The organism is Mycobacterium sp., from assembly GCF_036488105.1.
Taxonomy (GTDB): domain Bacteria; phylum Actinomycetota; class Actinomycetes; order Mycobacteriales; family Mycobacteriaceae; genus Mycobacterium.
This window is the reverse complement of record NZ_DASXHW010000320.1, coordinates 1-26406: the sequence shown is the minus strand read 5'-3', so window position 1 is coordinate 26406 and position 26406 is coordinate 1. Positions and strand designations below refer to the sequence as shown.

The window sequence follows — 26406 nt, the reverse complement described above, 5'->3', positions numbered from 1 at the left end:
GGAGAAACCCCAGATCGGCTTCGATCAGTGTCAGGTCCGCCGAGGCGAAGCCGCTGCCGCTGAGGTCTCCAGCTTGGTCAGCGGCGACGAACGCCTGGTCAGCCGAGAGGATGTTCTGGGAAGCGGAGACAAGCTGTTCGTCGACGTTTCCCAGGAAAGTTTGATCAGCCGCGGACAGGCCGTCTTGAGCCGACCGCAACTGATCGAGTGCCGAGTCCAGCTGGCTTGAAAGTGTGACTTGATTGGCTAAGTCCTCCGCTTGTTTCGCGCTGAGGTCAGCTGTGGGAGCTGCGTCCAAGACCGCTGCCCCCTGGTTCAGGTCTAGGACCGCCTGGCCGATGACGTCGTCGGGGGTGTCGGCGTGGGCGCTACCCATCCCGATCATCGCGGCAGCGGCAGTGGCCGTGCCGATTCCGACCCCCCAGCGACGGGCCTGGCGCGTGGTGCGGTGGTTGCGGTGGACGCTGCTCATAGGGGGACTCCAGTAGTTCTGGGTGCTGAATTTGCGGGCGTTGAAGCCTCACGAAGCTAACGTCCGCGCCGCGTAGCGTCGATCGTCCTGATCGCTGCGGGTTGTCGCCTCCGTGCCGACCGGAGCCAGCAGAGACTAACTGACGGACGCTGTTGATCGCCGACGATTCGGAGATAACCTCCGAAGGACCGGACTACCGGTGAATCTCGCCGAGGGCACCACACGGCGTTCTATCTAGCCGTTAGGCTTTTGCTGTGGTGGCTAGGCGGTGCGCCGCCCAACAACCAGCAGGTTCGCGGCGATCACCGGACTGTGTGGAGGCAGTGCGGGCGCAGCCACGCGCCCGTAGCCAGGTGTATTCCGAGCGCATTGCGCGTCGCCGCCGCATCCTGAACCTCACCGCGTCGATGGCGGTGTTCGTCAGCGCCGGCTTCGGGTTGGTCCAGATTCTCGCTGCACCCACGATGTGGTGGACCGGCATCATCAACATCGTCGGCGCCGCGATCTACGCCAGCATCCCGTTGCTGCACCGCTTCGGCGAGCTGCTCCCGCCGTTGACCTTCATCGGAACGGCCTACGTCTCGATCTTCACCATCTGCTGGTTCGTCGGCACCGGCTCGGGACTGCAGTTCTACTTCCTGGTCGCGGCCTGCCTTATCGTGCTGCAGCTGGGTGTCGATCGCATTTTTCTCGCCTCGATTCTGGCCGCCATCGCCGCCGGCATGGTGATCACCTTGCAGTTCCTGGTCCCCCGCGACACCGGCGCACAACCGGTCTGGGCCTTGTCGTTGAGCTTCGTCGTCACCACGATCTCGGCCTGTGTGATGGTCGTAACGACGGTGTGGTATTCGGTACGCGAAATCGTTCGCGCCGAAGCGGCTATGGAATTGGAGTACGAACGATCCGAGGCACTGCTGGCCAACATCTTGCCGGCCAGCGTCGCCGACCGGCTAAAGGACCCGGCGCGCAACATCATTGCCGATAAGTACGACGACGCCTCAGTGCTGTTCGCCGACATCGCCGGCTTCACCGAGCGGGCCAGTGAGATGGAACCGGATCAGCTAATCCTTTTCCTCGACCGGCTTTACGGCGACTTCGACGCATTGGTCGACAAGCACGGCCTGGAGAAAATCAAGGTCAGCGGCGACTCCTACATGGTGGTCAGCGGCGTACCCCAGCCGCGAGCCGATCACGTCGAGGCGCTGGCGGCCCTAGCGCTCGACATGGCCGAAGCCGCAAGCCTTTTGAAGGATGCGCGCGGTGATGCGCTGCCGCTGCGGATCGGGCTGGCCAGCGGACCCGTCGTCGCGGGCGTGGTGGGTTCGCGCCGGTTCTTCTACGACGTCTGGGGGGACGCGGTCAACGTCGCATCCCGGATGGAAACCACTGACTCCGTCGGCCGGATCCAGGTGCCCGAGGACGTCTACCGACGGCTGAAAGACGACTTCGTGCTCCAGGAGCGGGGCGTCGTTCAAATCAAGGGCAAAGGCGTGATGCGGACCTGGTATCTCATCGGACGCAAACCAGACACCGGATCCGGCGACATCGCCGCCGAGGCACCCCAGAGAGTCGGGGTCTGACGGCTCAAACCTCCCACCACGATGGCCGTTTGTGGGAAAATTCAGGTATGGAAACCACTGCTGTTCCAAAGTTGTTGCCGCATCTATGGAAGTCGACCCTGCTATCCGGGATTTTGTCGCTCACCCTTGGCATCCTGGTATACGTTCTGCCGGAACATTCCATCGTCATCGCGGCTGCCCTCTTCGGCATCTACCTGCTGGTCACCGGTGCCGCGCAAGTCTTCTTCGCGTTCAGCCTGCACGTCACCGCCGGCGGACGAGTGCTCTCGTTCATCAGCGGCGCCGCTTCGCTGGTTTTGGCGGTGCTGTGTTTTCGGCATTTCGGCCAGGGCTATGCGATTCTGCTGCTGGCCATCTGGATCGGTGTGGGCTTCATCTTTCGCGGTGTGGCAACGTCAATCTCGGCCATCAGCGATCCTCACCTGCCCGGCCGTGGCTGGCAGATCTTCGTCGGTGTGGTCAGCCTGCTGGCCGGCATCGTGATGCTTGGGTCTCCCCTGGAATCAATTGAGATCCTGACATTGGTCGTCGCCATCTGGCTGATCGTCATCGGTGCCTTCGAGATCGCGTCCTCGGTCGGCATCCGCAATGCCTCCAGGAGACTGGAGAAGACTCTGGCGGCCGGACCACCAAAAGCGGCGTGACCGGCGCGGCACATCCTGCGGACGAGCAATGAGGTTGTGCCGGCGATCATTCTGGCTACCAGCCGTCTACGCCCCGCAATGAGAGAGCGAGCCATGACCGGATCTCCGGATATGCCGGACAGACGGGACAATGCCGGGGCTACACCGCAAATCGGGCCGTGGTACCCCTACCCCAACCAGCTTCAGCCCGGCTCGTACCCGCCGGGTTACCCACCGTCTCCGAGCTACGGCGGTGGCCCACAACCGCCGGTGGCACCCAAGAATGGGCTCGGTATCGCCTCGCTGGCGCTGGCCGTCGTCGGGCTTCTCAGCGTCGCAACGGTCTTCGCCCCCATCGCGTTGGGAATTGCCGCGGTCGTCTTCGGTTTCCTCGCGCATGCACGCGCCAGGCGTGGCACCGCCAACAACGGCGGGGTCGCGATCGCAGGCATCGTGCTGGGCGGCTTGGCAGTCGTCGTCGGCTTGGCGTTCATCGCGATTTGGACGACGGTCTGGAAGGACGTCCGCGGCGGAGATTACATCGACTGCACGCAGAAAGCCGGCTCCAACCATGTCTTGCAGCAGCAGTGCGCCGACCAGTTTCGGCGAAGCGTGCAAGACCGGTTAAGCGTGACGTTGACTCCGGTACCGACCCGCTAGCTCGCTACAGGCCGCGTCGTCGCGGCACGAGCTCCAGCGACAACAGCACGCAGATCAGTGGCACCAGTTGTGTGAGAGACGCCAGTGCGTAACGCCGTTCACCTGTTGCGTGAAATTTGCGCAGATATCTATACAACGACTCAAGCGCGATCAACGGGTCAAGGCGGTGGATCAGCCAGTAGAAGGTTGCTTGCATGCGGCCTCGGTCCTGCTCGTCGAAAAGCTCTGGAAAAGCCGCGAAGGAAAGCGATAGTCGTTGTGCGCCAGCATCTTTAGCGGCATTGATCATATCGATGCTGAGTCGTTCGTCGATTCCGTTGGGCGCGCCGCGCCGCCGCCACGGCACTTCAAGGGTGATCTCGCTGCCGCCACCGGCTGTGGCGTACCGGTGAAATCCCTGTGCACGTCCCGATTTGTCTCGCGCCACAGCCAGTTGTATCCCCGGGAATCGACCCTCCAGAACACCGTCCAGGCTCATGCAGAATCCCCGATCGGAATGCGCTCCGCTGGGCGAGGCCCGCAATACCTCGGCCAATTCAGCCACCTGTCTGTCGTCGAGGTCCTGCTCCGCGATGATCTCGGTGGTGATCCCGGAATTGTGGGTGCGCTGAACCGCCTGACGCAGGTTGCGGAACCTGCGCCCGGCCATCGTGAAATCGGCCACGTCGATCACGACATCCCGGCCAATCGGTATCGGCCGCAACGATGTACCTAATACTCTGCGATCGCCCCACAACTGAAGGCGGCGTTCGCTACACGCCAGCACCACGATTCGCCAGCCATGGTCGTGGCAATGAGCGGCGAAATCGGCGATCAGACGGGGGAACTGGGCCTCGTCGCCAACGGGGTCCCCGCTGACAACCGCGTAGCCGATACGCGTCCGGTACGAGAGTGCCGCCCGGCCGTCGTCGCTGAACAGGTAACACTTGCCGTCCTGCATCGCGAATGGCGCCAACGGGTCGCCAGTGGTGGCATTGATCAAGGCCCACACCCGAGACAGGTCGCCGGGCTGTCGTCGCGCCGCGATCGGCCACATGAGAGCCAGACCGGATCCAGCGATCAGCGCGCCGCCGAGGAGATCGAAAGTCAGCACCCGCGCGGCAATCCCGGCGAACAGCGCGATGGCCGCAACGGCTGCGTGCCGAGCTGTGACCGGGCGACCCAGGAAGAGACCACGTACGACGAAGGCGACCGCGACCAGCACGGTCACCGACCACTCCAGCCGGTCGGTCGGGTGCCGGCCCGCCTGGACGTCGGCGCGCACGATCATCGCGATCAACCATGTCGCGCCGAGAAGGACCGTCGCGCTTATCCGGCGCGCAGCGCGTGAATTGACGTGAAGTACTTGCTTACCTGAGCGGACCCCAGGCGCGAGACCGAGCGGCGACTCTTTCACGCGTACCTCCGGCTGGCTCACTCACCAGACCCCACCATCGACGATACGCTTAAGACCGGCATCGGCGTAGTAGGCGAAATCGAATGCCGCCGGGCGGTTTCCGCCCGTCCCATCAGCTTTTATGCGGGAAGTATTTGACTAAGCCTTCTTGGACCACGGTTGCTACTGGGCGCCTGGATCGATCGAAGAAGTAGCCGCTCCCCAGCCCACGCGAATCGGTCGCCACTGGCGAAGAGGTGGAGTACAACACCCAATCGTTGAAATCCACCTGCCGGTGAAACCAGACCGAATGATTGACGGTCGCGGCAAAGATGCGGTCGAATCCCCACGATAGTCCGTGAGTCGTGATGATCGAGTCCAGCACAGTGGTATCGGAGCAGTAAAGCAGTGTGGCGGAGTGCAATACGGGGTCGTCGGGCAGCGAGCCGTCAGCCCTGACCCAGACCCGATTGAAATCCAGCTGATCGCCTTTTTCGCGCATCACCCAAGACGGGTCGTTGGTGTAACGCCATTCGATCGGTTGTAGTGCGTTGACGAAGTGTGGGACGGTCTCCTCGTAGCCGCGCAACTGCTCGGTGACCGACGGCAACGCCTCCGGGTCGGCGACGTCGGGGGGTTCGACGTTGTGCTCGAGACCGCGGCCGCCGGCCAGGTAGGAGATCATCACCGTCGCCAGCAAGGTGCCGTCCTGCGTCACCTCGACGCGGCGGTTGGCAAAGCGCCGTTCATCGCGTAACCGGACGACGTGAAATTCGATGTCCTTGTCGGTATCGCCACCGTTGATGAAGTGTGCGGACAGCGAGTTGGGCGGCAGATCGCGGGTGCGGGTGCGGGCCGCGGCCACAAAGGATTGCGCCATCATCAGCCCACCGAACGTGCGAGGCGGGTTCTTGCTGGGGTGGGTTCCGACGAAGATGTCGTCGCCCTTCTGGTGCAGGTCCAGCACCGCCATCAGCTCGTCGAAGTCAGACACCGGCCCAGCCTAGTCAGCTGAGCTACACGTCCTCTTCACCGATGCGGTGCACATGAATCAGGTTCGTCGAGCCCACGGTGCCCGGGGGCGCGCCCGCGACGATGACCACCAGGTCGCCGCGCCGGTAGCGGCCTAGCGACAGCAGCGATTTGTCCACCTGGCGGATCATGCCGTCGGTGGTTTGCATGATCGGGACGATGAACGTCTCGGTGCCCCAGGTCATGGCCAATTGGCTGCGCACCTCGGGCAGTGGGGTGAACGCCAGCAACGGTAGCGGCGTGTGCAGGCGGGCCAGTCGCCGAACGGTGTCCCCGGACTGGGTGAACGCGACCAGCGCCTTGGCGTCGAGCCTTTCGCCGATATCGCGGGCGGCGTAGCTGATCACTCCGCGCTTGGTGCGCGGGACGTGTGTCAGCGGCGGGGCGGCCGTCGAATTCTCTTCGACGGCGCAGATGATCCGGGCCATCGTCTGGACCGCGGCCAATGGGTACTTACCGACCGAGGTTTCGCCGGACAGCATGACCGCGTCGGCGCCGTCGAGAACCGCGTTCGCAACGTCGGAAGCCTCAGCCCGGGTCGGACGCGAGTGCTCGATCATCGATTCGAGCATCTGGGTCGCCACGATCACGGGTTTGGCGTTCTCCCTTGCCATTTGGATGGCGCGCTTCTGAACCAGTGGCACCTCTTCCAGCGGCAGCTCGACACCCAGATCGCCCCGGGCGACCATCACCGCATCGAAGGCCAGCACGACCGCTTCGAGGTTGTCGATGGCCTCTGGCTTCTCGAGTTTGGCGATGACCGGCACCCGCCGGCCGACCCGGTCCATCACCTCGTGAACCAGCTCGACATCCGACGGAGAACGGACGAACGACAGCGCCACCATGTCAACGCCCAAGTGCATGGCGAACTCGAGATCGTCGACATCCTTTTCGGACAACGCGGGCGCCGACACACTCATCCCGGGTAACGACATTCCCTTGTTGTTGCTGACCGGGCCGCCCTCGGTAACCCGGCATACGACGTCGTCGCCATCGATATGATCGACCAGCAAACCGATGTTGCCGTCGTCAACCAGAACACGGTCACCGGGCAGCGCGTCTTGGGCCAGCTGCTTGTAGGTGGTCGAAACCCGGTCGTGGTTGCCTGCGCAGTCCGCAACCGTGATCCGAACGATTTCGCCGTCAGCCCAGTAGGTCGGGCCGTCAGCGAAACGGCCGAGCCTGATCTTGGGGCCCTGCAGGTCGGCGAGCACGCCGACGGCGCGCCCAGTGGCGTTAGAGGCGGCCCGCACCCGGTCGTAGGACGCTTTGTGGTCGCTGTAATCGCCGTGGCTGAAGTTCATTCTGGCGACGTCCATTCCGGCTTCGACCAGCGCCCGGACCGCCTCGTCAGAGCTGGTGGCCGGACCGAGAGTACAGACGATCTTTCCGCGTCTTGCCACGACCAGTCAGCATAGTCGCGCTAGCTGAGCATCTCGCGTCAGTTCCGGATCGAGCAGCCGGCTAATGGGTGAGCAGCGTCGGAACCAAGGGGAATCCCGGCAGGTTGCGCACTATTGTCCAGGCCAGCAGTGTGATCACGACGGTTGCGGTCGCCGGGAGTGTCATCGGTGACTCTCCGCTGCGTCGGCGCAGCAGAACCCACCCGGCCAGCAGCGGGATGCCCACCAGGACCAGGACATTGTCGTTGATCGCCGCGACCAGGTGACCGTGCAGGACGTCGTGGGTCATGCGCAGCGCGCCGCAGCCGGGGCAGTTCAACCCGGTAAGCAGCCGAAACGGGCATTGCGGAAAAAACGAGCCGGGTTTATGCGGGTCGACCAATCCGATGTAGCCGAGTGCGCCGGCCAGAATCGCGCCCGATCCCAGCAGGGCATACGGGTGGTGTCGATACCAGCGCTCAGCAGGCCCGTGCTGCGCCGGACTGGACATCAGTGGTCCGGCTTGGACGCGCTCGAGTCGGTCGGCTCCGGGTCGGAATCGTCGTCGTCGGCAGATGGCTCGGCATCGTGGCCTGCCGGCTCGTCCGCGGCCTCATCCGCGGCCTCCGGGGCGTCGTGCGGCTCAGGGGTTGCGGCCACATCGACCTCGGGCGGGTCGACTTCGGCGGCACCGGTGCCGCCCGCGACGGCCTCAGGTTCGACGGCCTCAGGTTCGACGTCGGGTTCGTCGACCGCGGGCGTGTCGGTCTTCTCTGCGTCCTCGGCGGGGCCGACAGGTGACGTCGTCTCGGCCGCCGCCGTCGTTTCCGGCGCTGCATCGTCGGCGTCGTCGATCGAATCGGGTTCCAGCAACTCAGCCGCCGAGCCGCTGAGCGTCGCCGGATCTTCGCGACCTTTGGGCGCCAGAATCAGATACACCACCGCGCCGATGAAGACGAACATCGAAGTAAAGGAGTTGACCCGGATGCCCGCGATATGCGTGGCGGTGTCGTCGCGGAGCAGCTCGATGCAAAATCGCCCGACGCAGTACAGCGCGACATAGGCCGCAAAAAGCCGGCCGTGGCCAATGGCGTACCGCCGGTCCAGGAAGATCAGGATCGCGAATACCAGCAGGTTCCATAGCAATTCGTAAAGAAATGTGGGCTGGACAACCATCGCGAGCTGCCCGGTCGACACCCCGTCGAGCGAATGCACGTCGACGAATCCGGCCGGGTCGCGACGGTAGAAGATCTCCAAACCCCACGGCATCGTGGTCTCTCGGCCGAACAGCTCTTGGTTGAAGTAGTTCCCGATCCGGCCGATCGCCTGCGCGAGAACGATGCCGGGTGCGATCGCGTCGCCGAACGCCGGAAGCGGAATGCCACGACGCCGGCAGGCGATCCAGGCGCCCAAACCGCCAAGGGCGACGGCGCCCCAGATTCCCAGCCCGCCGTCCCAGATGCGCAGCGCCGCAATCGGTCCGGCACCACCATCGCCGAAATACGTGCGCCAGTCGGTCGCCAAGTGATACAGGCGCCCACCGATGAGGCCGAACGGCACGGCCCACAGCGCGATGTCGTAGATCACGCCGCGCTCGCCGCCGCGCGCCGCCCAACGTCGGTCACCGATCAGCAGCGCGGCGATGATCCCGAGGATGATGAACAGGGCGTAGGCCCTCAGCGGGATCGGGCCGAGGTGCCACACTCCCTGCGGCGGGCTCGGGAAATATGCGATGACCGTCGTCGTCATGATGTGGAATTCCTCTGGCGCACACCGGCGGCGAGTTCTTCAGTTAGCGCACGCATCGTCGACAACCCATCAGTGAGCGCAGAGACGAGCGCCGAACCCACGATGACACCGTCGGCATAGCCGGCGATCTGGGCCGCCTGCTCTCGGGACCGAACGCCCAGCCCGACTCCGACGGGAATATCGGAAAGCTCTTTGACCCTGGCCACCAATTCCGGCGCCGCGTTCGACACCGCGTCGCGGGCACCGGTCACCCCCATCGTCGATGCGGCATAGACGAAACCACGCGATGCTTTGACCGTGGCGGCCAGACGCTGCGGAGTCGACGACGGCGCGACCAGGAAAATGCGGTCCAACCGGTATTGGTCCGACGCCACCAGCCACTCGTCGGCCTCTTCGGGAATCAGATCCGGGGTGATCAGACCGGACCCGCCCGCCGCGGCCAGGTCACGCGCGAATGCGTCAACTCCGTAGCGCAGCACCGGATTCCAGTACGTCATGACCACGGCACGACCGCCGGCCCCGCTGATCGCCTCGACGGCCGCCAAGGTGTCGCGGACCCGGACTCCCCCACGCAGTGCGACCTCGGTCGCGTTCGCGATCGTCGGGCCGTCCATACCCGGATCCGAATACGGCACACCGACCTCGATGAGGTCGCAACCGGATTCGGTCAACGCCTTCATCGCATCGATCGACGTCGGGACATCGGGATATCCGGTCGGCAGATACCCGATCAGCGCCGCACGATCTTCACCATGGCAGGCACCGAAAAGTGCTGCCAGGCCACTCTTCGCGCTCTGCTCGACGGTCATGAGTGCCCGTTGTCCGATTTGTTGTCGAGTAGGCCGAACCACTTCGCTGCTGTCTCGACATCTTTGTCGCCGCGGCCGGACAGGTTCACCACGATGATTGCCCCGCTGCCCATCTCGACGCCCAGTTTGATCGCACCGGCCACCGCATGCGCCGATTCGATCGCCGGAATGATGCCTTCCGTCCGGCACAGCAGACGGAACGCGTCCATCGCCTCGGTGTCGGTGATCGGCCGGTACTCCGCCCGTCCGTTATCCCGCAGCCACGCATGCTCGGGGCCGACACCGGGATAGTCCAGGCCTGCCGAGATCGAATGCGATTCGATGGTCTGCCCATCCTCGTCCTGCAACAGAAACGAAAACGATCCCTGAAACGCGCCCGGCGAACCGCCGGTGAATGTCGCGGCGTGACGGCCGGTTTCGACGCCGTCGCCAGCCGCCTCGAAGCCGACCAGCCGGACACCGGGGTCGTCGAGGAACGCGTGGAATATGCCGATCGCGTTGGATCCCCCGCCGACGCATGCGGTGACGGCGTCGGGCAGTCGGCCCGCTTGATCCTGGATCTGCACGCGCGTCTCGAGTCCGATCACCCGCTGGAAGTCGCGAACCATCGTCGGGAAGGGATGCGGTCCGGCGGCGGTGCCGAAACAGTAGTAGGTGTCGTCGGCGTTGGTAACCCAGTCGCGGAACGCTTCGTTGATGGCGTCCTTGAGAGTTTTCGAGCCCGATTCGACCGACACCACCTCGGCGCCGAGCAGCCGCATCCGGGCAACGTTGAGTGCTTGTCGCTCGGTGTCGACCGCGCCCATGTAGATCACGCAGTCCAAACCGAGCAGCGCGCACGCCGTCGCGGTGGCAACCCCGTGCTGGCCGGCCCCGGTCTCGGCGATCACTCGTGTCTTGCCCATCTGGCGAGCCAGCAAGGCCTGGCCCAACACGTTGTTGATCTTATGAGAACCGGTGTGGTTCAAGTCTTCTCGCTTGAGGAAGATTCTTGCGCCACCGGCGTGCCCGCTGAGGCGGGCGGCCTCGTACAGTGGCGACGGCCTGCCGGTGTAGTGCGTCTGCAATCTGTCGAGCTCGTCCAGGTACGCCTGGTCGGTGCGCACCTTCTCGTAAGCCGCAGTGACTTCCTCGATCACGGCCATCAGGGCCTCGGCGACAAGCCGGCCACCATACGCACCGAAATGACCACGGGAGTCTGGATCGTAGTGAGTGGGTTCAGCGATCGCGGCGCTGGAACGCGGAAGTTCGGGGTGCGAGGTGTCTGCCATCATGAACGCTCAACGTGCAAGCGGCTCATCGGGTTCGCCGGGCTAGCGGGACGGCTTGGGGCACGACGGATGCTTACCAGCGGTGACCAGGTCGGCGACGGCCGCGCGCGGATCGCCGCTGGTGACCAAACCTTCGCCGACCAGCACCGCATCGGCGCCTGCGCCGGCGTAGGCCAGCAGGTCGGCCCGGCCCCGGACACCGGACTCGGCGATCCGGATCACGTCGGACGGTAGCCCGGGAGCAATGCGCGCGAAGCAATCTCGATCGACCCTCAGCGTTCTCAAGTCGCGGGCGTTGACACCGATGACCCGGGCTCCGGCCTGCAACGCCCGGTCGGCTTCCTCTTCGGTGTGCACCTCGACCAGTGCTGTCATACCCAGCGACTCGGTGCGCTCCAGCATCGACTCCAGCGCCGGCTGGTCCAGCGCCGCGACAATCAGCAGCAGCATGTCCGCGCCGTGCGCGCGGGCCTCGTGAATCTGGTAGGGCCCGACCACAAAGTCCTTGCGCAGTACCGGTATCGACACCGCCGCACGCACCGCGTCCAGATCGTCCAGGCTGCCGTGAAAGCGGCGCTCTTCGGTCAGCACGCTGATGATCCGCGCGCCACCATCCTCGTACTCGCGCGCCAACGCGGCCGGGTCGGAGATCGACGCCAGTTCGCCGGCCGACGGGCTGGCCCGCTTGACCTCGGCGATGACTCCGATGCCGGCCTCGCGCAACGCTGCCAACACATCACGTGGTGCCGGTGCAGCTTCGGCCGCCGCCTTGATCTCGGCCATGCTCACGGAAGCTTCACGAGTGGCGACGTCGGCACGGACTCCCTCGATAATGGAGTCGAGCACGCTTGCCGAAGTCATGCGGTCGGTTCCTCTCCCCGGGCGCCCCGAAACTGTCGTCGGCGTCCTTCGAAGGGTAGCGAGCGCCGACGCACCGTTTGTCACCGACCCTCGGTGTCTGGTTCGGGCGGTGGATCGTCGTTCGGCGACGACGACTCGGTCGGGTCGCGACCCTCGTCCAGCTCGTCCCAGATCATCCGTTCCGACATGGGTTCGTCGTCGCGCGTTGCCGCCGCCCGGCGGGCGGCGGGCGTCAGATATTTCGTGGCGGTGCCGCGGGCCGACGTCGCCGCACGCATCAGCAGCACCGCGCCGATCAGCGTGCAGACGGCGGCCATCAGGGTGATTACCGGGCCCGGGTTATACCGCTTGCTGCCCACCAGCTCGACCAGCGGCACCCGCGCGAGTTCGGCCGCCCGCGCCGCGACGTCTGGGATCTCCAGCGTGCTGACCGCCAGATATCCCGCCGCCAGGCTGGCGAGGGCGACCAGCACCGCGAGCACCCGCAATGCCCAACCCCGCACCGCCAGCGCGGCGACGGCGGCAGCCAACAGCACCAGGGCCAGCGGGAGCAGGGCTGACGACCAGGCCGCACCCGACAGCGTGGTCAGCTTCGGCGGACTCAGCCCGTCGAAGGTCCGCAGGTCGACCCAGGCCAGTCGCGAGGCCGCCCACATGCCGACGGCCGAGGCCACCAACAGGATCTGCGCGATCCGGATGGTCAGCCTGCCCGCCGCGGCGGGCTGGGCGTCAGCCATCCCGATCGGTATCCGGGGCGGTCAGGGTCTCTGCGGCGGCGATCGCGCTGAGTACCGCGCGTGCCTTGTTCGTGGCTTCGGTGTACTCGTAGGGCCCATTGGAGTCGGCCACCACCCCGCCACCGGCCTGCACGTAGGCCGTGCCGTCGCGCAACAGCGCAGTGCGGATCGCGATCGCGAAGTCGGCGTTGCCGGCGAAATCGAGGTAGCCGATCACGCCGCCGTAGAGGCCGCGCCGGGTCTTCTCCACCTCTTCGATCAATTCCATGGCGCGCACTTTCGGGGCGCCGGACAAGGTGCCGGCCGGGAAGCAGGCCGTCACGGCGTCCAGGGCGGTGCGCCCCTCGGCGAGCATCCCGGTGACCGTGGAGACCAGATGCATGACGTGGCTGTACCGCTCGATGTGGCTGTAGTCCTCGACCCGAACGCTGCCCGGCACGCACACGCGACCCAGGTCGTTGCGGCCCAGGTCGACCAGCATCAAGTGCTCGGCGCGTTCCTTCTCGTCGGCCAGCAGCTCCTTTCCCAGCAGCTGATCCTCTTCGTCGGTATCGCCACGCCATCTGGTTCCCGCGATCGGGTGCGTCGTCGCACAACGGTCCTGCACGGTCACGAGTGCTTCAGGGCTGGAACCGGCGATCGAAAACGCTGTTCCCCCTTCATTATTCGGCACATGGAGGAGATACATGTACGGGCTGGGGTTCGACACGCGCAGCATCCGGTATACGTCGATCGCCTCGACGTGGGTGTCCATCTCGAAACGCTGCGAGGGCACCACCTGGAATGCCTCGCCGCGCTCGATTTCACCGACCAGACGTTCGACGATCGCGTCGTACTCCTGCACCGTGCGTTGCGAACGGTGGACCGGCTCTGGCCTGGTGAATGTCGCGACGGTCGAGGGCAATGGCTGACCCAACGCGGCGGTCATCACGTCCAACCGCGCAATCGCGTCCTCGTAGGCCTCGTCGACACGTTCATCGGTGCCGTTCCAGTTGACCGCGTTGGCAATCAGCGTGATGGTGCCCTCGTGGTGGTCGACGGCTGCCAGGTCGGTAGCCAGCAGCAGCAGCATGTCCGGCAGGTTGAGGTCGTCGACGGCGATCTCCGGCAGCCGCTCCAGCCGTCGGACCAAGTCGTAGGCGAAGAATCCGACCATCCCACCGGACAGTGGCGGCAGACCGGGCAGCGCGGCGGTGGCCAGCAGCTCCAGCGTCTCCTGCAACGCCTGAAGCGGATCGCCGCCGGTCGGCGCGTCATGCGGCACTGCGCCCAGCCATACCGCCTGGCCGTCACGCACCGTCAACGCCGACGGCGCGCCGGCACCGATGAACGACCATCGCGACCACGATCGACCGTTCTCGGCCGACTCCAGCAGGAAAGTGCCGGGCCGGTTGTCGGCGAGTTTGCGGTACGCGGATAGCGGAGTCTCGGCGTCGGCCAGCACTTTGCGGGTCACCGGCACCACCCGATGCTCGGCGGCCAGCGCGCGGAAATGCTCCCGCGACGTGGTGGTGTCGGCGAGGTTGGCTTGCACCCAGCCATCTTCCCAGATGGCTGGGTCGACTCCGATCGCACTGGCGTAGCGTGACGGCCATGAAAACTGGCGACACCGTGGCTGACTTCGAGCTTTCCGACCAAGCTGGCACCCCGCGCAAGCTGACCGCGCTGCTGTCCGATGGGCCCGTCGTGTTGTTCTTCTACCCGGCAGCAATGACGCCCGGGTGCACCAAGGAAGCCTGCCATTTCCGAGACTTGGCTCAAGAATTCGCCGCAGTCGGGGCAAGCCGGGTCGGCATCAGCGTCGATCCCGTCGCAAAGCAGGCGGAATTCGCCGAAACGCAAGGTTTCGACTACCCCTTGCTGTCCGACACCGACGGCGCGATCGCCAACCAATTCGGGGTCAAGCGCGGGCTTTTGGGCAAGCTGATGCCGGTCAAACGGACCACCTTCGTCATCGACACCAATCGCACCGTGCTTGACGTGATCTCCAGCGAGCTGAGCATGGACAGCCACGCCGACAAGGCGCTGCAGACGCTACGGGCGCGGCGGTAGGGGCTGCCGACCGACTGGAGACCGGCCGGCTAGATCATCGCTAGAAGGGCGGCGGCTGGTTACGTTCGGCGATATGGGCGCTGTTCAGCGCGCGCTCGGCATCGATGCGGCCCGCACGGACCTGCTCCCGCGTTCGCCGGCGCACCGGCATCATGACGCCCCGGCCGCCGGGTAGTCGATCTACCCTTGGGACAGAAGGCAATTCGCCGGTCGGCAGACATAAGCTGGGGAACAGCAGGCGGCTCCCCGGGCGAGTCGTGTACTGCTGCCCAGTCGGGGCGGTCCAGATGACTGTGCCGTCGGGTAGTTGTTCATCGCGCCAGCCGTTGACGCCTGCCCAAAATGTTTTGACCAGGTGATGCTTTCGGCAAAGGCATTTGAGGTTCGAAGCATGCGTCGACCCGAGCGGGTAGGGCACCGTGTGGTCCACATCGCAAAACTCGGCGGGTCGATCGCAGGCGGGAAACCGGCAGGTCAAATCCCGACAGCGGACAAACCGTTCCAGTGCGGCCGACGGCCGGTACCCCGATTCCGGTGGGGCGTCGCCGGGATGCCACAACGGCTGGAGCTTCGCACCACCTCTGATCAGCTCCGCCAGTAGCGGCGTGGGTACCACCCCACCGCTGGTGATGAGTGCGGCCGGCGGTTTGGCCGCCCAGCCCCCCGATGGCTCGGGTTCCGGATCAGGGGGCCGCACCAGTGGTGCGCCGGCCGCGATCGGTCGCGGCGTGGGATCGCCCGAGAGGTGCGGATCGGGTTGCGCGTTCACCGCCGACGCTTCGGCGACGACATGTATTAGCACACCGGTACGGCGTTGGTCGCCTTCGGCACCAGCCGGGCAATCCGCGTTGTCGCAAGCGCACTTTAGCCGTTGGGCTCCCGCGGCCAGCGCCCCTAACGCGTCGGCGCGGCGCTGCGCGATGGTGCGCGGGTCGTCGTCGCAGACCTCATGCGCCATCTGCATAAGCCGCCGATCCAGCACGGCCGCGTCTGTCGCGAAGAGTCGGCCCCACATTCCTGCGGTGCCGGACTGTTGAGCGGACGGGTCGATCACCACGTCGCGGCTGCGCGCGGTGGCACGGGTGCGGCGCAGCGCGCCCGGATCGTAGCGGTCCACAATCGCCTCGATGGCTTGCACGGTCTTGTTGACCGACATCGGCCCGAAAATTGCGGCGACCTCGCCGATGGTCTTATCGACCAACCGCAACGCCTCCGGGTCTTTGATCAGGTCGGTATGCCAGGCGATCGTCCGCGCCAACCCGTAGCTAATCATCCCCTCGGTAAAGAGCTCGGCTACTCGAGGCAGCCGGTCACGTAATGCCACGCTCAGATACATCTGACCTGATGCCATGCCGTGGCTAACGCCTTGTGCGGCAGCGACTTCAGCGGCCATTGCATCCCAATTGTCGCACGACCACCGCCCGCTCTCGGGAGAGCCGCCTTCGACCCGGCGGCTCACCAGCTCGGCTATGGCAGCGAGACGGCGGGCTGCAGCGGCGGCCTCCACCCGCGCCCAACCGGTGATAGCGGCCACCACCACCGAGTCATCGGCGTGCTTCAGGTCCTCAAGACCCGGCAGCGCGTTGTCGAACATGATTTCGACCTTAGGTGCCTCCACAGACCTCAAACTTTTAGGCAGGCTCGCGAAGGGTCGGCCTGTGGAGGAATACCCAACTGTGGATAACGCGCCGTCACCCGGCAGCCGGTCACTGGTCGTCAGGCCCCAGCAGCACGTCGGCGTCGAAGCAGCTGTGGTCGCCGGTGTGGCAGGCGCCGCCGACCTGGTCCACCACCAGCAGCACCGCGTCGCCGTCGCAGTCCAGCCGTACCGAATGGACCCGCTGGGTGTGGCCGGAGGTGGCGCCTTTGACCCACTGTTCGCCGCGGGACCGCGAAAAATAGGTGCCCTCGCGGGTCTCCAGCGTGCGGGCCAGCGCCTCGTCGTCCATCCACGCGACCATCAGCACGTCGCCGCTGCTGCGCTCCTGCACGATCGCGGTGAACAGGCCGTCGGCATTGCGTTTGAGGCGCGCCGCGATATCGGGATCGAGCGTCATCGCACGGTGATCCCTTCTGCGGCCATGGCTTGTTTCACCTGGCCGATGGTCAATTGCCGGAAGTGAAACACGCTGGCGGCCAACACCGCATCGGCACCTGCGGCCACCGCCGGCGCGAAATGCTCGGCCGCACCTGCGCCGCCGCTGGCGATCACCGGCACCGTCACCGCCGACCGGACCGCCCGCAGCATTGGCAGGTCGAACCCGGCCCGGGTGCCGTCGGCGTCCATCGAGTTGAGCAATATCTCCCCGACACCCAGGTCGGCACCGCGGGCCGCCCATTCCACCGCGTCGATGCCGGTGCCGCGCCGTCCGCCGTGGGTCGTGACCTCCCAGCCCGACGGGGTGGGAGCCGAGCCGTCCGGCACGGTCCGGGCGTCGACTGACAACACGATGCACTGCGAGCCGAATTGGGCCGCCATTTCGGCCAGCAGGTCCGGGCGCGCGATGGCGGCGGTGTTGATCGACACCTTGTCCGCTCCCGCCCGCAACAACACGTCGACGTCGGCGATCGTTCGTACACCACCACCGACGGTCAGCGGGATGAACACCTGCTCGGCGGTGCGGCGGACCACCTCCAGCATGGTGACCCGTCCCGACGACGACGCCGTCACGTCGAGAAAGGTCAGCTCGTCGGCCCCTTCAGCGTCGTAGGCGGCGGCGAGTTCGACCGGATCGCCCGCGTCGCGCAGGTTCTCGAAGTTGACACCCTTCACCACCCGGCCGGCATCGACGTCGAGGCAAGGGATGACACGCACGGCAAGGCTGGTGCCGCAGGCGGATTCAGTACTCATCGGGTCGTCCGACCGTGTGCAGCATCTCGAGTAACTGGGCGTGTACACCGGGGGCGGCGGCCAGCGCGGAACGCGAATCCGGTGTCCACTCGTCTCCGGCCAGGGTGGTGACGACACCACCGGCGGCCCGTACCAGGGCCACACCGGCGGCGTGATCCCACACGTGGTCACCGAAACTGATGGAGCCGCCGAGAACCCCGTCGGCGACGTAGGCGAGATCGATGCCGGTGGCCCCGTGCATCCGCATCCGCGACGACACCCGGCTGAGCTCCTCGAGCACCGCCAACCGGTACCGCCCGGGGAACCGGCCACGCGAATCGGCGTTGAAGGTTCCGACCCCGATGATCGATTCGGTCAGCTCACCGCGGGCCAGCGGCGGTTGCGGCACACCATTTTTCATCACCGGACCGCCCGACACCGCCGCGTAGCGCTCGTTCATGAACGGCAACCAGGTCAATCCCGCCACCGGATCGCCGTCGTGCAGCAGGCCCAGCAGTATCGCCGCCATCGGCGACCCGGCAGCGTAGTTGAACGTTCCATCGACGGGGTCGAGGATCCAGACCCATGGCGAGTCGAGATCTGCGCCACCGAACTCCTCGCCGTGCACCGGGATTCCCGTCGCCGACACCAGCGCGTCGACCACTTGGCGTTCGATGGCTAGATCGACCTTGGTGGCGAAATCGTCGCCGCGTTTGCTGACCGCGGAATCCGCTCGATGGCCGGCGACGAAAGGCTTCGCCGCGACGTCGAGGATCGCCGACGCCTCGGCCACCAGTGCGTCGAGATCCATTGCGGCCCTAGCCCGCCACCGCTGACAGCGCCTGGGGCAAAGTGAATCGTCCGGCGTAGAGGGCCTTGCCGACGATCGCACCTTCGACGCCGCTGCCGGTCAACGTCGCGATGGCGCGCAGATCGTCGAGGCTCGACACGCCACCCGAGGCGATCACCGGAATATCGGTGCGCTCGGCGACGGTGCGCAGCAAGTCGAGATTGGGTCCGGTCAACGTGCCGTCTTTGGTGACATCGGTGACAACGAAACGCGAACATCCTTCGCCGTCAAGGCGTTCCAGCACTTCCCACAGGTCTCCGCCGTCGGTCTCCCAGCCGCGGCCGCGCAGCCGGTGATCACCGTCGACGATCTGCACGTCCAGACCTACCGCGACTTTGTCGCCGTGGTCAGCGATCGCCCGTGCACACCACGTCGGGTTTTCCAGCGCGGCCGTCCCGAGATTGACTCGGGCGCAGCCGGTCCCCAGTGCGGCGGCCAGCGAGTCGTCGTCGCGAATACCGCCGGAGAGTTCAACATTGACGTCGAGCTTGCCGACCACCTCGGCCAGCAGTTCGCGATTGGAGCCACGACCGAACGCCGCGTCCAAGTCGACCAGGTGCACCCATTCGGCGCCGTCGCCTTGCCAGTTCAGCGCAGCGTCCAGCGCTGAGCCGTATTCGGTTTCGCTGCCGGCCCGGCCCTGCACCAAGCGCACAGCCCGGCCCTCGACGACGTCGACGGCGGGCAACAAAATCAACGGCACGTCACAACCCCTCAACCCAATTGCTCAATACGGCCGCTCCAGCATCCCCGCTCTTCTCGGGATGAAACTGGGTGGCGGCCAGCGGACCATCCTCGACGGCAGCCAGGAAAGGCACCCCGTGGGTGGCCCACGTCAGCAGCGCCTCGGGCCCGCCCTCCCACCGCTGCGCCGCATACGAGTGCACGAAATAGAACCGCGCGTCGGCGTCCAGGCCTTTGAAGAGCGCGCTGCCCGGCGCGGCCGCGACCACGTTCCAGCCCATGTGTGGGATCACCGGTGCATCCAACCGGGTCACCGCGCCCGGCCACTGGCCGCAGCCGTTGCTCTCGATGCCGAATTCGACGCCGCGGGCGAACAAGATCTGCATGCCGACGCACACGCCCAGCACCGGCCGCCCCGCGCCAATCCGCTCGGCGATCACCTGCTCGCCGTTGATCCCGCGCAGCCCGGTCATGCACGCCTCGAAGGCGCCGACGCCCGGCACCACCAGCCCGTCGGCCGCTGCGGCTGCCCGAAGGTCGGCCGTCACCTCGACCCCGGCGCCGACGCGCTGCAGCGCACGTTGAGCCGAACGCAGGTTGCCGGAGCCGTAGTCCAGCACCACAACGGATTTACTTCTCACAGAGTGCCTTTGGTGGACGGCACACCGGACACCCGGGGATCGGCCTCGACCGCTTGCCGCAATGCGCGGGCCACCGCCTTGTACTGGGCCTCGGTGATGTGGTGTGGGTCGCGACCGTAGAGAACACGCACATGCAGCGCGATGCGGGCGTTGTTCGCCAATGTCTCGAACACATGCCGGTTGATCACGGTGTGATACGGCACCGAGCTACCGGCGATCGTGGTGTGCCGCAGGTGATCCGGCTCGCCGGTGTGTACGCAGTAGGGCCGGCCCGAGACGTCGACGATGGCGTGCGCCAACGTCTCGTCCATCGGGATGAAGGCGTCGCCGAACCGGCGAATGCCCTTTTTGTCGCCGAGCGCCTGGCCCAGCGCCTGACCGAGCACGATCGCGGTGTCCTCGATGGTGTGGTGCGCTTCGATCTCGACGTCACCCTTGGCGCGCACAGTCAGATCGAAGCTGGCGTGGCTACCCAGCGCGGTCAACATGTGGTCGTAGAACGGGACACCCGTGTCGACATGAACGACTCCGGTGCCATCGAGGTCGAGATCGACGACGATCTCGGATTCTTTGGTGGTGCGCTCAACGCGCGCGCGGCGACCGGCGGTCATGACGCTCCTAAGGGCTGGGCCAACTCGGTGACAGCCAGCTCTGCGCTGGCCGCCAGGAATGCGTCGTTCTCGTCGGCCAGCCCGATCGTCGTGCGCAGGTATTCGGGAATGCCTACATCGCGGATCAGGACACCGGCGTCGAGGTAGCGCTGCCACGTGGCGGGCGCGTCGGCGAACCGGCCGAACAGCACAAAGTTGGCGTCGCTGGGAACGACCTGAAAACCCATGCCGCTCAACGCCGTTGTCACCCGCTCCCGTTCTGCGATCAGCGTCGCGACGCTGCCGAGCGTGTCGTCGGCGTGCCGGAGCGCCGCCCGGGCAGCGGCCTGGGTGGGCGCGGATAGGTGATATGGCAGCCGAACCAGAAGCATCGCCTCGATCACCGCGGGCGTGGCCACCAGGTAACCCAGCCGCCCGCCGGCGAAGGCGAAGGCCTTGCTCATTGTGCGGCTCACGACGAGCTTGGTCGGGTACTCCTCGACCAGCGCGACCGCGCTGGGCTGCGCGGAGAACTCGCCGTACGCTTCATCGACGATCAGGATTCCGGGCGTCGTATCGAGCAGCCGTCGCAGATCGGCCAGCGAAACACTTTGTCCCGTCGGGTTATTCGGGCTCGTGACGAACACCACGTCAGGTCGGCGCTCGACGATCGCCGCGACCGCGGCGTCGGCGTCGAGGCTGAAGTCGGCGGCGCGCGCGGTCTGGATCCACTCGGTGCGGGTGCTGTCGGAGATGATCGGGTGCATCGAATACGACGGGACGAAGCCGATCGCGCTTCGACCGGGACCGCCGAAGGCCTGCAGCAGCTGCTGCAGAATCTCGTTGGAGCCGTTGGCCGCCCAGAGGTTTTCGACACCGAGCCGGGCCCCGGTCTGCACGCTGAGGTAGGCGGCCAAGTCGGCGCGCAGGGCCACTGCGTCGCGGTCCGGATAGCGGTGCAGGTCGACGGCCACCTCGCCCACCGAGGCGACGACGTCCTCAACCAGCGCCGTGCTGGGTGGGTGCGGGTTCTCGTTGGTGTTCAGCCGCACCGGAACGGCCAGCTGCGGTGCGCCGTAGGGCGACTTGCCGCGCAGGTCTTGGCGGAGCGGGAGGTCGTCGAGCGACGGCCGGTTGGTCATCGCTCGAACCTCCGCCGGATCGCCTCACCGTGCGCGGGCAGGTCTTCGGCGTCGGCGAGCGTGATCACATGCCCGGACACGTCTTTGAGCGCCGCCTCGGTGTAGTCCACGACGTGGATGCCCCGCAGGAAGGTCTGCACCGACAGGCCGCTGGAGTGCGCGGCGCTACCCGCGGTGGGCAGGACGTGGTTGGAGCCGGCGCAGTAGTCGCCAAGGCTGACCGGCGCATACGGCCCGACGAAGATGGCGCCGGCCGAACGGATCTGGGCGGCAACCTGGTCCGAGTTTACCGTCTGGATCTCCAAATGTTCTGCGGCGTAGGCGTTGACGGTGCGGATACCGGCGTCGATGTCGTCGACAAGAATGATGGCCGATTGCCGCCCGGCAAGCGCGGTCGTCACGCGCTGACGGTGCACGGTGGTTTGCAGTTGGGCGGCCACCTCGGTGTCGATGGCGTCGGCGAGCGCGGTGCTGAACGTCACCAGGACGCTGGCGGCCATTTCGTCGTGCTCGGCCTGGCTGATCAGATCGGCGGCGACGTGCGCCGGGTCGGCGGTGTCATCGGCCAGGATCGCGATCTCGGTCGGCCCGGCTTCGGCGTCGATGCCCACCCGCGAGCGGCAGAGCCGTTTGGCCGCAGTTACGTAGATGTTGCCGGGCCCGGTGATCATGTCGACGGGAAGCAGTTCGCCGCCGTCGGTGTCGACGCCGCCGTACGCCATCAGCGCCACCGCCTGGGCCCCCCCGACCGCCCATACCTCGTCGACGCCGAGCAGCCGCGCGGCCGCCAAGATGGTCGGGTGTGGCAAGCCGGTGAACCGCCCTTGCGACTGGGCCTGCGGCGGGCTGGCCACCACCAGCGAGCCGACACCGGCGGCCTGCGCCGGCACCACGTTCATCACCACGCTGGACGGGTACACGGCGTTGCCGCCGGGCACGTACAGCCCGACACGGTCGACCGGAACCCACCGCTCGGTGACGGTGGCGCCAGGACCCAGGGTCGTCGTCACATCGGACCGCCGCTGATCGGCGTGCACCGCGCGGGTGCGTTCGATCGCCACCTCGAGCGCGGCCCGGACATCGCGGTCCAGGCCGGCCAGCGCGGCGTCCAACTCGACAGTGGGCACCCGGACCGTCGACGGCCTCACCCCATCGAACGATTCGCCGTAGTCCAGCGCGGCTTCCGCGCCGCGATCCACGACCGCGTCGACGATCGGTCGCACCGTCGACAGGGCGGCCTCCACGTCCACTCCGCCGCGGGGCAACGCCGCCCGCAGTCGGGCGGTGGACAAGTCTGCACCCCGCAGGTCGATGCGCGCCATCACAGTCACGTCAACCATTGTCCCAGAGCAGGGCAACTGCATATCGGACCGGTAGTGTGGCCGCACTCGACGAAAACGGAGTCTTCATGTCCCGAAAGGACCATCCCAACAACGCCCCGGGCATCCCGATGCTCTTCCCGGTCTGGTTTGAGAACTTCCAAACCAAGTACTTCAACCCGTTGGTCAAGCCGATCGCGCGCTACCTTCCGACGTTCTCGGTGATCAAGCACCGTGGCCGCACCTCCGGCAAGCAGTACGAAACCATCGTCACCGCCTACCGCAAGGGCAACGTGCTGGCGATCGCACTGGCCCACGGCAAGACCGATTGGGTCAAAAACGTGCTGGCTGCGGGCGAAGCCGACGTGCACTTCATCCGCAAGGACGTGCACATCACCAACCCGCGGGTGCTGCCCCCGGGCAGCGACGCCGCGGGGCTGCCCTTCTTGGCCCGCCAGCAGCTCGGCCGGGTCGCGGTCTTCGTCGGCGACATCGCCTAAGCGCGGGTAAAGACCGTCTTGCCGGCCATCGTCGGCCAGGCCGACGGTGCGTCCTCCCACGGCACGACGCGCTCGACGACCGGCAGCAGGTCGCATCCACCGGCCAGCACGTCCAGGATCTCCGGGATGACGGCACGGGCGCTGACCCGCCCGGTGATAAAGCGCACACCTCGCGTGTAGGTCCGCAGCATCGGCATCTCGACGGTCGGCTGGAAGTAGATCCCGGTATCGGTGCACACGCCGTCTGGCCAGGTCGCGCGCAGTGCCGCCGTCAACAGTGCCGGATCACCGGAGGTGTGCACGGTGACCGGGTAAGGGTCCCAGGATTTGTCCGGCCTGGTGGCATCGTGAACGACCGCGCCGAGTTTCTCCACCGCGGCGAGCCGGCCCGGGTCGGTGTCGACGTAATCGACATGCCAGCCCAGCGCCGCGGCGAGTGCAGCCGCATACATCCCGATCGACAGCCGGCCGATCACCAGCACGCGACGATCGAGCGGCTCGAGGCCGGCCAGTTCCGCCCTGAACGGGCCAATCGCGCGCCAGCCGTCGGGGATGTTGTCCGAGAGCGAGGCGACCGCGATCGGGTCGACAGTCTCCGGCAGCGAAATCAACATCGCGTCGGCGTATGGGACGAGCACCACATCGGACATGAATCCGCCGCCGTCCAGGCCGGCGAGCGGGCCCAGCCCGTACATCGCCATCAACGGCAGCGAACCGCATGAGCTGGTCACACCGCGGCGGCATTCGCGGCAGGTCCCGCAACTGAGCTGGAACGGCACGACCACCCGGTCACCCGCCTTGAACCCCGAAACAGCGTCACCGACCGCGACGACCTCCGCGATGCCTTCATGTCCGACCGCATACCCCGGCGGCAGCGGCGCGGTTTCCCGCGCTACCGCGACGTCGAGGTCGCAGCAGGCCACCGCCAACGGCCGGACCAACGCCTGCTGCGGCTGAGTGATCTTCGGGTCGGCGACATCGCGCCATCCGTATCGGCCGGCCTCTTCGAACGTCAGTTGCTTCATTCCAGCATTCTTGAGTGATTACTCAAGTATTGTCAACAGCGTGCCAAGACCAGACCGCAGCCGGGCCGCATTGATCGACACCGCGGCCACGCTGTTCCGCCGCCAGGGGTACGCGGCGACCGGGCTCAACCAGATCCTGGACGAGGCGGCGGTAAAGCCGGGTTCGCTGTATCACCACTTTCCGCGGGGAAAGCAGCAATTGGCCGCCGCAGTCGTCGACGGCACCGGAGCTGCCATCGAGCAACTGCTGCGCAGGTTTCTGGCCGGTGGGCAACCGGTGGCCGACATCGTCGATCGGTGGGTTGCGCTGCTGGCCGCCGGACTGACTGCCGACCGGCGTGACGGCTGCCCGATCGAGCCGATCGCCACCGAGTCGGTCAATGCCAGCGCGCTGGTGCGCGAGGCGTCGGCCCGCGCCTTCACCGGCTGGTGCACAGCCATCCAAGAGCGCCTGCGCGCCGATGGCTGGTCGGCGACCGAGGCGGAAAGCGTTGCTGTTGCCGTGATTTCGTTGATCGAGGGAGCGTTGATCTTGTCCCGCATCGCGGGCGACGTGGCCGCACTCGAAGCCGCCAAACCGGCAGCCCGCCGCTTGCTCAGCCGCTAGATCGCGGCGCTCGGCGCGTCTATCCTGGACAGACGGGGCGCAGGCATGACTCGTGATGAATTATTCGCTTCGATCGGGGCGGCACGCCCCGGTCGCGATGACCTCGTGTACCTGGAGCGCCGCGGCGACTCCTACGACTGGCGATTTTTGACCGTCGTCGAAACCCGCTCCGCGCCCGCCGCACCCGACGTCTGGATGTGGATTTCCACCGCCTGGCCACTTGACGAACCGGAACGGCTGCGCGCGTTCTTCGACGACTTGCTCGCCGAGCTCGAGTCGATGGCCGACACCGCCGACCGGTGTCGGTGGCCGTTAGACGAGCCTTGGCCTGATCACGCCCACCAGCACTGAACGAGTGGACAGATGGTCGACTATCGAATCACCGCGGCGGAGCGCACCCGGTTCAAACGCTGCCGGCGACAGTGGGATTTCGCCTCGCCGCATCGTCGCAACCTGCGATCCAACGTGGCCGTCGAACCCGCGCTGCCTACCGCACTCAAGGACGCGCTGGCTGTGTATTACTACCCGGGCACCTGGGACTGGCAGCACGAGGTGACCCAGCCGTTGGTGCACAAGGCCCTCGAGCGGTCGCTGGGCGACGCCGGCGCAACCGAGTCACTCAACCAAGGGGCGGCGGTCCTCGACTGCTATGACGCCTGGGCGCCTGCGGTCGACGACTTCGCGCCAGTCAAGATCAACCTCGATGTCGAGGCGCTGGTCCCCGATCCCGACGACCTCGAGTGCGGATTGCTGGTGCACGACGGATCACCGGTGATCTATCCGTGCCGGATCGACCTGGTGGCCGTCGACGCCGCCGACGAGTACTGGGTGGTCTGCCATCAGATCGTCGACGAGTGGCAGGACGTAGACCGGTGGGACCGCGACGAGCAGGCGGTGGCGGCATGTTGGGCGTTCGAGCACGACTACATCGGAGTCCAGGTCGCCGGCACCATCCACAACGAGGTGCGCATCGACGGCCCACTCGAATTCCCGCCCGCCCGGTCGACGATGAGACGCGCGCCGAAAGCGGTCGCCCAACACGAGGCCAGCGGTGGTGGTCGATCGGTCCCACAACATCAACGGATTTCGGCTCAGGCATCACGCGGCGACGCGACGAACCGCACCGAGCAACGCACCGCGGGGCTGTTGCGTCGCACTCGCATCCGCCGCAGCCGCCACGAGATCACCTCGGTGGGACCGCTGATCGCCGCCGAGGCGGTGGATATGACCAGTTGGCCAACCATCTACCCGACGTTCGCCGCGCATTGCCGTGACTGCGAATTCAGGGCGCCCTGTTCGGCCATCAGCGCAGGATCGGACGCGGAACCGTTGCTGCAGGCCGATTTTCGGCCAGTCCGCGATGAAGTGAGCAAACCAAGACTGGGCCAGTCGACGTGGGGTTTCGGGCGCGGCGCCGCACCGCCACGGTGGTGATCACCGCACCCGGGCGCGCGCTTGACTATCGGCGCTTCGCCCTAGACATCCAGACCGATGTCGAGCACCCGCACCGAATGTGTGAGCGCCCCGACGGCGAGGTAGTCCACTCCGGTCCCGGCATAGTCGGCAGCGGTGTCGAGTGAAAGCCCGCCCGAGGACTCGAGTTTGGTTGCCGGTG

The 26406-nt window shown here is 66.3% G+C and carries 29 protein-coding genes and 1 pseudogene; 8 read left to right on the top strand and 22 right to left on the bottom strand.

Annotated features, from left to right (window positions below):
* A partial coding sequence (locus tag VGH54_RS17055) for a hypothetical protein (protein ID WP_331513253.1) occupies nt 1-472 on the bottom strand: 472 nt, incomplete at its 3' end.
* A gap of 254 nt (nt 473-726) precedes the next feature.
* On the opposite strand from VGH54_RS17055, the gene VGH54_RS17050 reads away from it, so the two are divergent.
* The 3 genes from VGH54_RS17050 to VGH54_RS17040 all read left to right on the top strand — a co-directional run bounded on the left by VGH54_RS17050 (nt 727) and on the right by VGH54_RS17040 (nt 3335).
* Nucleotides 727-2052: an adenylate/guanylate cyclase domain-containing protein gene (locus VGH54_RS17050; protein ID WP_331513252.1), complete on the top strand. Its 1326-nt coding sequence runs from the start codon at nt 727-729 to the stop codon at nt 2050-2052.
* 47 nt (nt 2053-2099) lie between these two features.
* Nucleotides 2100-2696 (top strand): HdeD family acid-resistance protein, encoded by a 597-nt coding sequence (locus tag VGH54_RS17045; protein WP_331513251.1) that lies wholly within the window; start codon nt 2100-2102, stop codon nt 2694-2696.
* A gap of 93 nt (nt 2697-2789) precedes the next feature.
* Entirely contained in the window at nt 2790-3335 is a 546-nt protein-coding gene (locus tag VGH54_RS17040; RefSeq protein WP_331513250.1) for a DUF4190 domain-containing protein, read from the top strand.
* 4 nt (nt 3336-3339) lie between these two features.
* Here VGH54_RS17040 and VGH54_RS17035 read toward each other — a convergent pair whose 3' ends face one another.
* The 10 genes from VGH54_RS17035 to VGH54_RS16990 all read right to left on the bottom strand — a co-directional run bounded on the left by VGH54_RS17035 (nt 3340) and on the right by VGH54_RS16990 (nt 14085).
* Nucleotides 3340-4731: a bifunctional lysylphosphatidylglycerol flippase/synthetase MprF gene (locus VGH54_RS17035; protein ID WP_331513249.1), complete on the bottom strand. Its 1392-nt coding sequence runs from the start codon at nt 4729-4731 to the stop codon at nt 3340-3342.
* 112 nt (nt 4732-4843) lie between these two features.
* Nucleotides 4844-5683: an acyl-CoA thioesterase II gene (locus VGH54_RS17030; protein WP_331513256.1), complete on the bottom strand. Its 840-nt coding sequence runs from the start codon at nt 5681-5683 to the stop codon at nt 4844-4846.
* Between the two features lie 43 nt (nt 5684-5726).
* Nucleotides 5727-7145 (bottom strand): pyruvate kinase, encoded by a 1419-nt coding sequence (gene pyk, locus VGH54_RS17025; protein WP_331513248.1) that lies wholly within the window; start codon nt 7143-7145, stop codon nt 5727-5729.
* Nucleotides 7146-7206: 61 nt separating this feature from the next.
* Nucleotides 7207-7635: a DUF2752 domain-containing protein gene (locus tag VGH54_RS17020; protein WP_331513247.1), complete on the bottom strand. Its 429-nt coding sequence runs from the start codon at nt 7633-7635 to the stop codon at nt 7207-7209.
* Nucleotides 7635-8873 (bottom strand): prolipoprotein diacylglyceryl transferase, encoded by a 1239-nt coding sequence (gene lgt, locus VGH54_RS17015; RefSeq protein WP_414688732.1) that lies wholly within the window; start codon nt 8871-8873, stop codon nt 7635-7637. Before lgt ends, VGH54_RS17020 begins: the two co-directional genes overlap by 1 nt.
* A complete protein-coding gene (gene trpA / locus VGH54_RS17010; protein ID WP_331513246.1) occupies nt 8870-9682 on the bottom strand; it encodes a tryptophan synthase subunit alpha in 813 nt (270 codons plus the stop codon). Before trpA ends, lgt begins: the two co-directional genes overlap by 4 nt.
* Nucleotides 9679-10953, bottom strand: coding sequence for a tryptophan synthase subunit beta (trpB, locus tag VGH54_RS17005; RefSeq protein WP_331513255.1), 1275 nt, complete (start codon nt 10951-10953; stop codon nt 9679-9681). The genes trpA and trpB overlap by 4 nt, the downstream gene beginning before the upstream one ends.
* Nucleotides 10954-10995: 42 nt before the next feature.
* Complete coding sequence (trpC, locus tag VGH54_RS17000; RefSeq protein WP_331513245.1) at nt 10996-11814, bottom strand: indole-3-glycerol phosphate synthase TrpC; 819 nt, start codon at nt 11812-11814, stop codon at nt 10996-10998.
* A gap of 80 nt (nt 11815-11894) precedes the next feature.
* Nucleotides 11895-12551, bottom strand: a complete 657-nt coding sequence (locus VGH54_RS16995; protein ID WP_331513244.1) for a TIGR02234 family membrane protein — start codon at nt 12549-12551, stop codon at nt 11895-11897.
* Nucleotides 12544-14085 (bottom strand): anthranilate synthase component I, encoded by a 1542-nt coding sequence (locus VGH54_RS16990; RefSeq protein ID WP_331513243.1) that lies wholly within the window; start codon nt 14083-14085, stop codon nt 12544-12546. The genes VGH54_RS16995 and VGH54_RS16990 overlap by 8 nt, the downstream gene beginning before the upstream one ends.
* Nucleotides 14086-14144: 59 nt before the next feature.
* On the opposite strand from VGH54_RS16990, the gene VGH54_RS16985 reads away from it, so the two are divergent.
* Nucleotides 14145-14603: a peroxiredoxin gene (locus VGH54_RS16985; RefSeq protein WP_331513242.1), complete on the top strand. Its 459-nt coding sequence runs from the start codon at nt 14145-14147 to the stop codon at nt 14601-14603.
* A gap of 40 nt (nt 14604-14643) precedes the next feature.
* Here the strand turns inward: VGH54_RS16985 and VGH54_RS16980 are convergent, their stop codons facing one another.
* The 9 genes from VGH54_RS16980 to hisD form a co-directional block, all read right to left on the bottom strand.
* Nucleotides 14644-16197 (bottom strand): HNH endonuclease signature motif containing protein, encoded by a 1554-nt coding sequence (locus VGH54_RS16980; RefSeq protein ID WP_331513241.1) that lies wholly within the window; start codon nt 16195-16197, stop codon nt 14644-14646.
* Between the two features lie 112 nt (nt 16198-16309).
* Complete coding sequence (hisI, locus tag VGH54_RS16975) at nt 16310-16660, bottom strand: phosphoribosyl-AMP cyclohydrolase (RefSeq protein ID WP_331513240.1); 351 nt, start codon at nt 16658-16660, stop codon at nt 16310-16312.
* The gene (gene hisF / locus VGH54_RS16970; RefSeq protein WP_331513239.1) at nt 16657-17454 is read right to left on the bottom strand and encodes an imidazole glycerol phosphate synthase subunit HisF; all 798 of its coding nucleotides are present in this window, start codon (nt 17452-17454) and stop codon (nt 16657-16659) included. The genes hisI and hisF overlap by 4 nt, the downstream gene beginning before the upstream one ends.
* A complete protein-coding gene (locus VGH54_RS16965) occupies nt 17444-18244 on the bottom strand; it encodes an inositol monophosphatase family protein (RefSeq protein WP_331513238.1) in 801 nt (266 codons plus the stop codon). The genes hisF and VGH54_RS16965 overlap by 11 nt, the downstream gene beginning before the upstream one ends.
* 7 nt (nt 18245-18251) lie before the next feature.
* A complete protein-coding gene (gene priA, locus VGH54_RS16960; protein WP_331513237.1) occupies nt 18252-18986 on the bottom strand; it encodes a bifunctional 1-(5-phosphoribosyl)-5-((5-phosphoribosylamino)methylideneamino)imidazole-4-carboxamide isomerase/phosphoribosylanthranilate isomerase PriA in 735 nt (244 codons plus the stop codon).
* A gap of 1 nt (nt 18987) precedes the next feature.
* Nucleotides 18988-19608 (bottom strand): imidazole glycerol phosphate synthase subunit HisH, encoded by a 621-nt coding sequence (gene hisH / locus VGH54_RS16955; protein ID WP_331513236.1) that lies wholly within the window; start codon nt 19606-19608, stop codon nt 18988-18990.
* Nucleotides 19605-20219: an imidazoleglycerol-phosphate dehydratase HisB gene (gene hisB, locus VGH54_RS16950; protein ID WP_331513235.1), complete on the bottom strand. Its 615-nt coding sequence runs from the start codon at nt 20217-20219 to the stop codon at nt 19605-19607. The genes hisH and hisB overlap by 4 nt, the downstream gene beginning before the upstream one ends.
* On the bottom strand, nt 20216-21340 hold the full coding sequence (locus VGH54_RS16945) for a histidinol-phosphate transaminase (RefSeq protein ID WP_331513234.1): 1125 nt from the start codon (nt 21338-21340) through the stop codon (nt 20216-20218). The genes hisB and VGH54_RS16945 overlap by 4 nt, the downstream gene beginning before the upstream one ends.
* A complete protein-coding gene (gene hisD / locus VGH54_RS16940) occupies nt 21337-22665 on the bottom strand; it encodes a histidinol dehydrogenase (RefSeq protein ID WP_331513254.1) in 1329 nt (442 codons plus the stop codon). The genes VGH54_RS16945 and hisD overlap by 4 nt, the downstream gene beginning before the upstream one ends.
* A gap of 83 nt (nt 22666-22748) precedes the next feature.
* Here hisD and VGH54_RS16935 point away from each other — a divergent pair, with 83 nt between their 5' ends.
* Complete coding sequence (locus VGH54_RS16935) at nt 22749-23159, top strand: nitroreductase family deazaflavin-dependent oxidoreductase (protein WP_331513233.1); 411 nt, start codon at nt 22749-22751, stop codon at nt 23157-23159.
* On the opposite strand, the gene VGH54_RS16930 is transcribed toward VGH54_RS16935, so the two are convergent.
* Nucleotides 23156-24184: an alcohol dehydrogenase catalytic domain-containing protein gene (locus tag VGH54_RS16930; RefSeq protein ID WP_331513232.1), complete on the bottom strand. Its 1029-nt coding sequence runs from the start codon at nt 24182-24184 to the stop codon at nt 23156-23158. The genes VGH54_RS16935 and VGH54_RS16930 overlap by 4 nt on opposite strands.
* Before the next feature lie 40 nt (nt 24185-24224).
* On the opposite strand from VGH54_RS16930, the gene VGH54_RS16925 reads away from it, so the two are divergent.
* Genes VGH54_RS16925 through VGH54_RS16915 form a run of 3 tightly spaced genes read left to right on the top strand, consistent with a single transcriptional unit; the run spans nt 24225 to nt 26225 of the window.
* Nucleotides 24225-24791, top strand: a complete 567-nt coding sequence (locus tag VGH54_RS16925) for a TetR/AcrR family transcriptional regulator (protein WP_331513231.1) — start codon at nt 24225-24227, stop codon at nt 24789-24791.
* A 45-nt stretch (nt 24792-24836) separates the two neighbouring features.
* Nucleotides 24837-25142 (top strand): hypothetical protein, encoded by a 306-nt coding sequence (locus VGH54_RS16920; RefSeq protein WP_331513230.1) that lies wholly within the window; start codon nt 24837-24839, stop codon nt 25140-25142.
* Between the two features lie 12 nt (nt 25143-25154).
* Nucleotides 25155-26225: a hypothetical protein gene (locus VGH54_RS16915; RefSeq protein ID WP_331513229.1), complete on the top strand. Its 1071-nt coding sequence runs from the start codon at nt 25155-25157 to the stop codon at nt 26223-26225.
* Nucleotides 26226-26266: 41 nt separating this feature from the next.
* On the opposite strand, the pseudogene VGH54_RS16910 reads toward VGH54_RS16915, so the two are convergent.
* A pseudogene (locus VGH54_RS16910) lies at nt 26267-26406 on the bottom strand (nicotinate-nucleotide diphosphorylase (carboxylating)); the annotation flags it as partial.

Coding starts and splice junctions, on each gene's coding strand:
- VGH54_RS17045 (WP_331513251.1), top strand. CDS start 2,100: ATGGAAACCACTGCTGTTCCAAAGTTGTTGCCGCATCTATGGAAGTCG.
- VGH54_RS17040 (WP_331513250.1), top strand. CDS start 2,790: ATGACCGGATCTCCGGATATGCCGGACAGACGGGACAATGCCGGGGCT.
- VGH54_RS17030 (WP_331513256.1), bottom strand. CDS start 5,683: ATGGCGGTGCTGGACCTGCACCAGAAGGGCGACGACATCTTCGTCGGA.
- VGH54_RS17020 (WP_331513247.1), bottom strand. CDS start 7,635: ATGTCCAGTCCGGCGCAGCACGGGCCTGCTGAGCGCTGGTATCGACAC.
- lgt (WP_414688732.1), bottom strand. CDS start 8,873: ATGACGACGACGGTCATCGCATATTTCCCGAGCCCGCCGCAGGGAGTG.
- trpA (WP_331513246.1), bottom strand. CDS start 9,682: ATGACCGTCGAGCAGAGCGCGAAGAGTGGCCTGGCAGCACTTTTCGGT.
- trpB (WP_331513255.1), bottom strand. CDS start 10,953: ATGGCAGACACCTCGCACCCCGAACTTCCGCGTTCCAGCGCCGCGATC.
- trpC (WP_331513245.1), bottom strand. CDS start 11,814: ATGACTTCGGCAAGCGTGCTCGACTCCATTATCGAGGGAGTCCGTGCC.
- VGH54_RS16995 (WP_331513244.1), bottom strand. CDS start 12,551: ATGGCTGACGCCCAGCCCGCCGCGGCGGGCAGGCTGACCATCCGGATC.
- VGH54_RS16985 (WP_331513242.1), top strand. CDS start 14,145: ATGAAAACTGGCGACACCGTGGCTGACTTCGAGCTTTCCGACCAAGCT.
- VGH54_RS16980 (WP_331513241.1), bottom strand. CDS start 16,197: ATGTTCGACAACGCGCTGCCGGGTCTTGAGGACCTGAAGCACGCCGAT.
- hisI (WP_331513240.1), bottom strand. CDS start 16,660: ATGACGCTCGATCCCGATATCGCGGCGCGCCTCAAACGCAATGCCGAC.
- hisF (WP_331513239.1), bottom strand. CDS start 17,454: ATGAGTACTGAATCCGCCTGCGGCACCAGCCTTGCCGTGCGTGTCATC.
- VGH54_RS16965 (WP_331513238.1), bottom strand. CDS start 18,244: ATGGATCTCGACGCACTGGTGGCCGAGGCGTCGGCGATCCTCGACGTC.
- hisB (WP_331513235.1), bottom strand. CDS start 20,219: ATGACCGCCGGTCGCCGCGCGCGCGTTGAGCGCACCACCAAAGAATCC.
- VGH54_RS16945 (WP_331513234.1), bottom strand. CDS start 21,340: ATGACCAACCGGCCGTCGCTCGACGACCTCCCGCTCCGCCAAGACCTG.
- VGH54_RS16935 (WP_331513233.1), top strand. CDS start 22,749: ATGTCCCGAAAGGACCATCCCAACAACGCCCCGGGCATCCCGATGCTC.
- VGH54_RS16930 (WP_331513232.1), bottom strand. CDS start 24,184: ATGAAGCAACTGACGTTCGAAGAGGCCGGCCGATACGGATGGCGCGAT.
- VGH54_RS16920 (WP_331513230.1), top strand. CDS start 24,837: ATGACTCGTGATGAATTATTCGCTTCGATCGGGGCGGCACGCCCCGGT.
- VGH54_RS16915 (WP_331513229.1), top strand. CDS start 25,155: ATGGTCGACTATCGAATCACCGCGGCGGAGCGCACCCGGTTCAAACGC.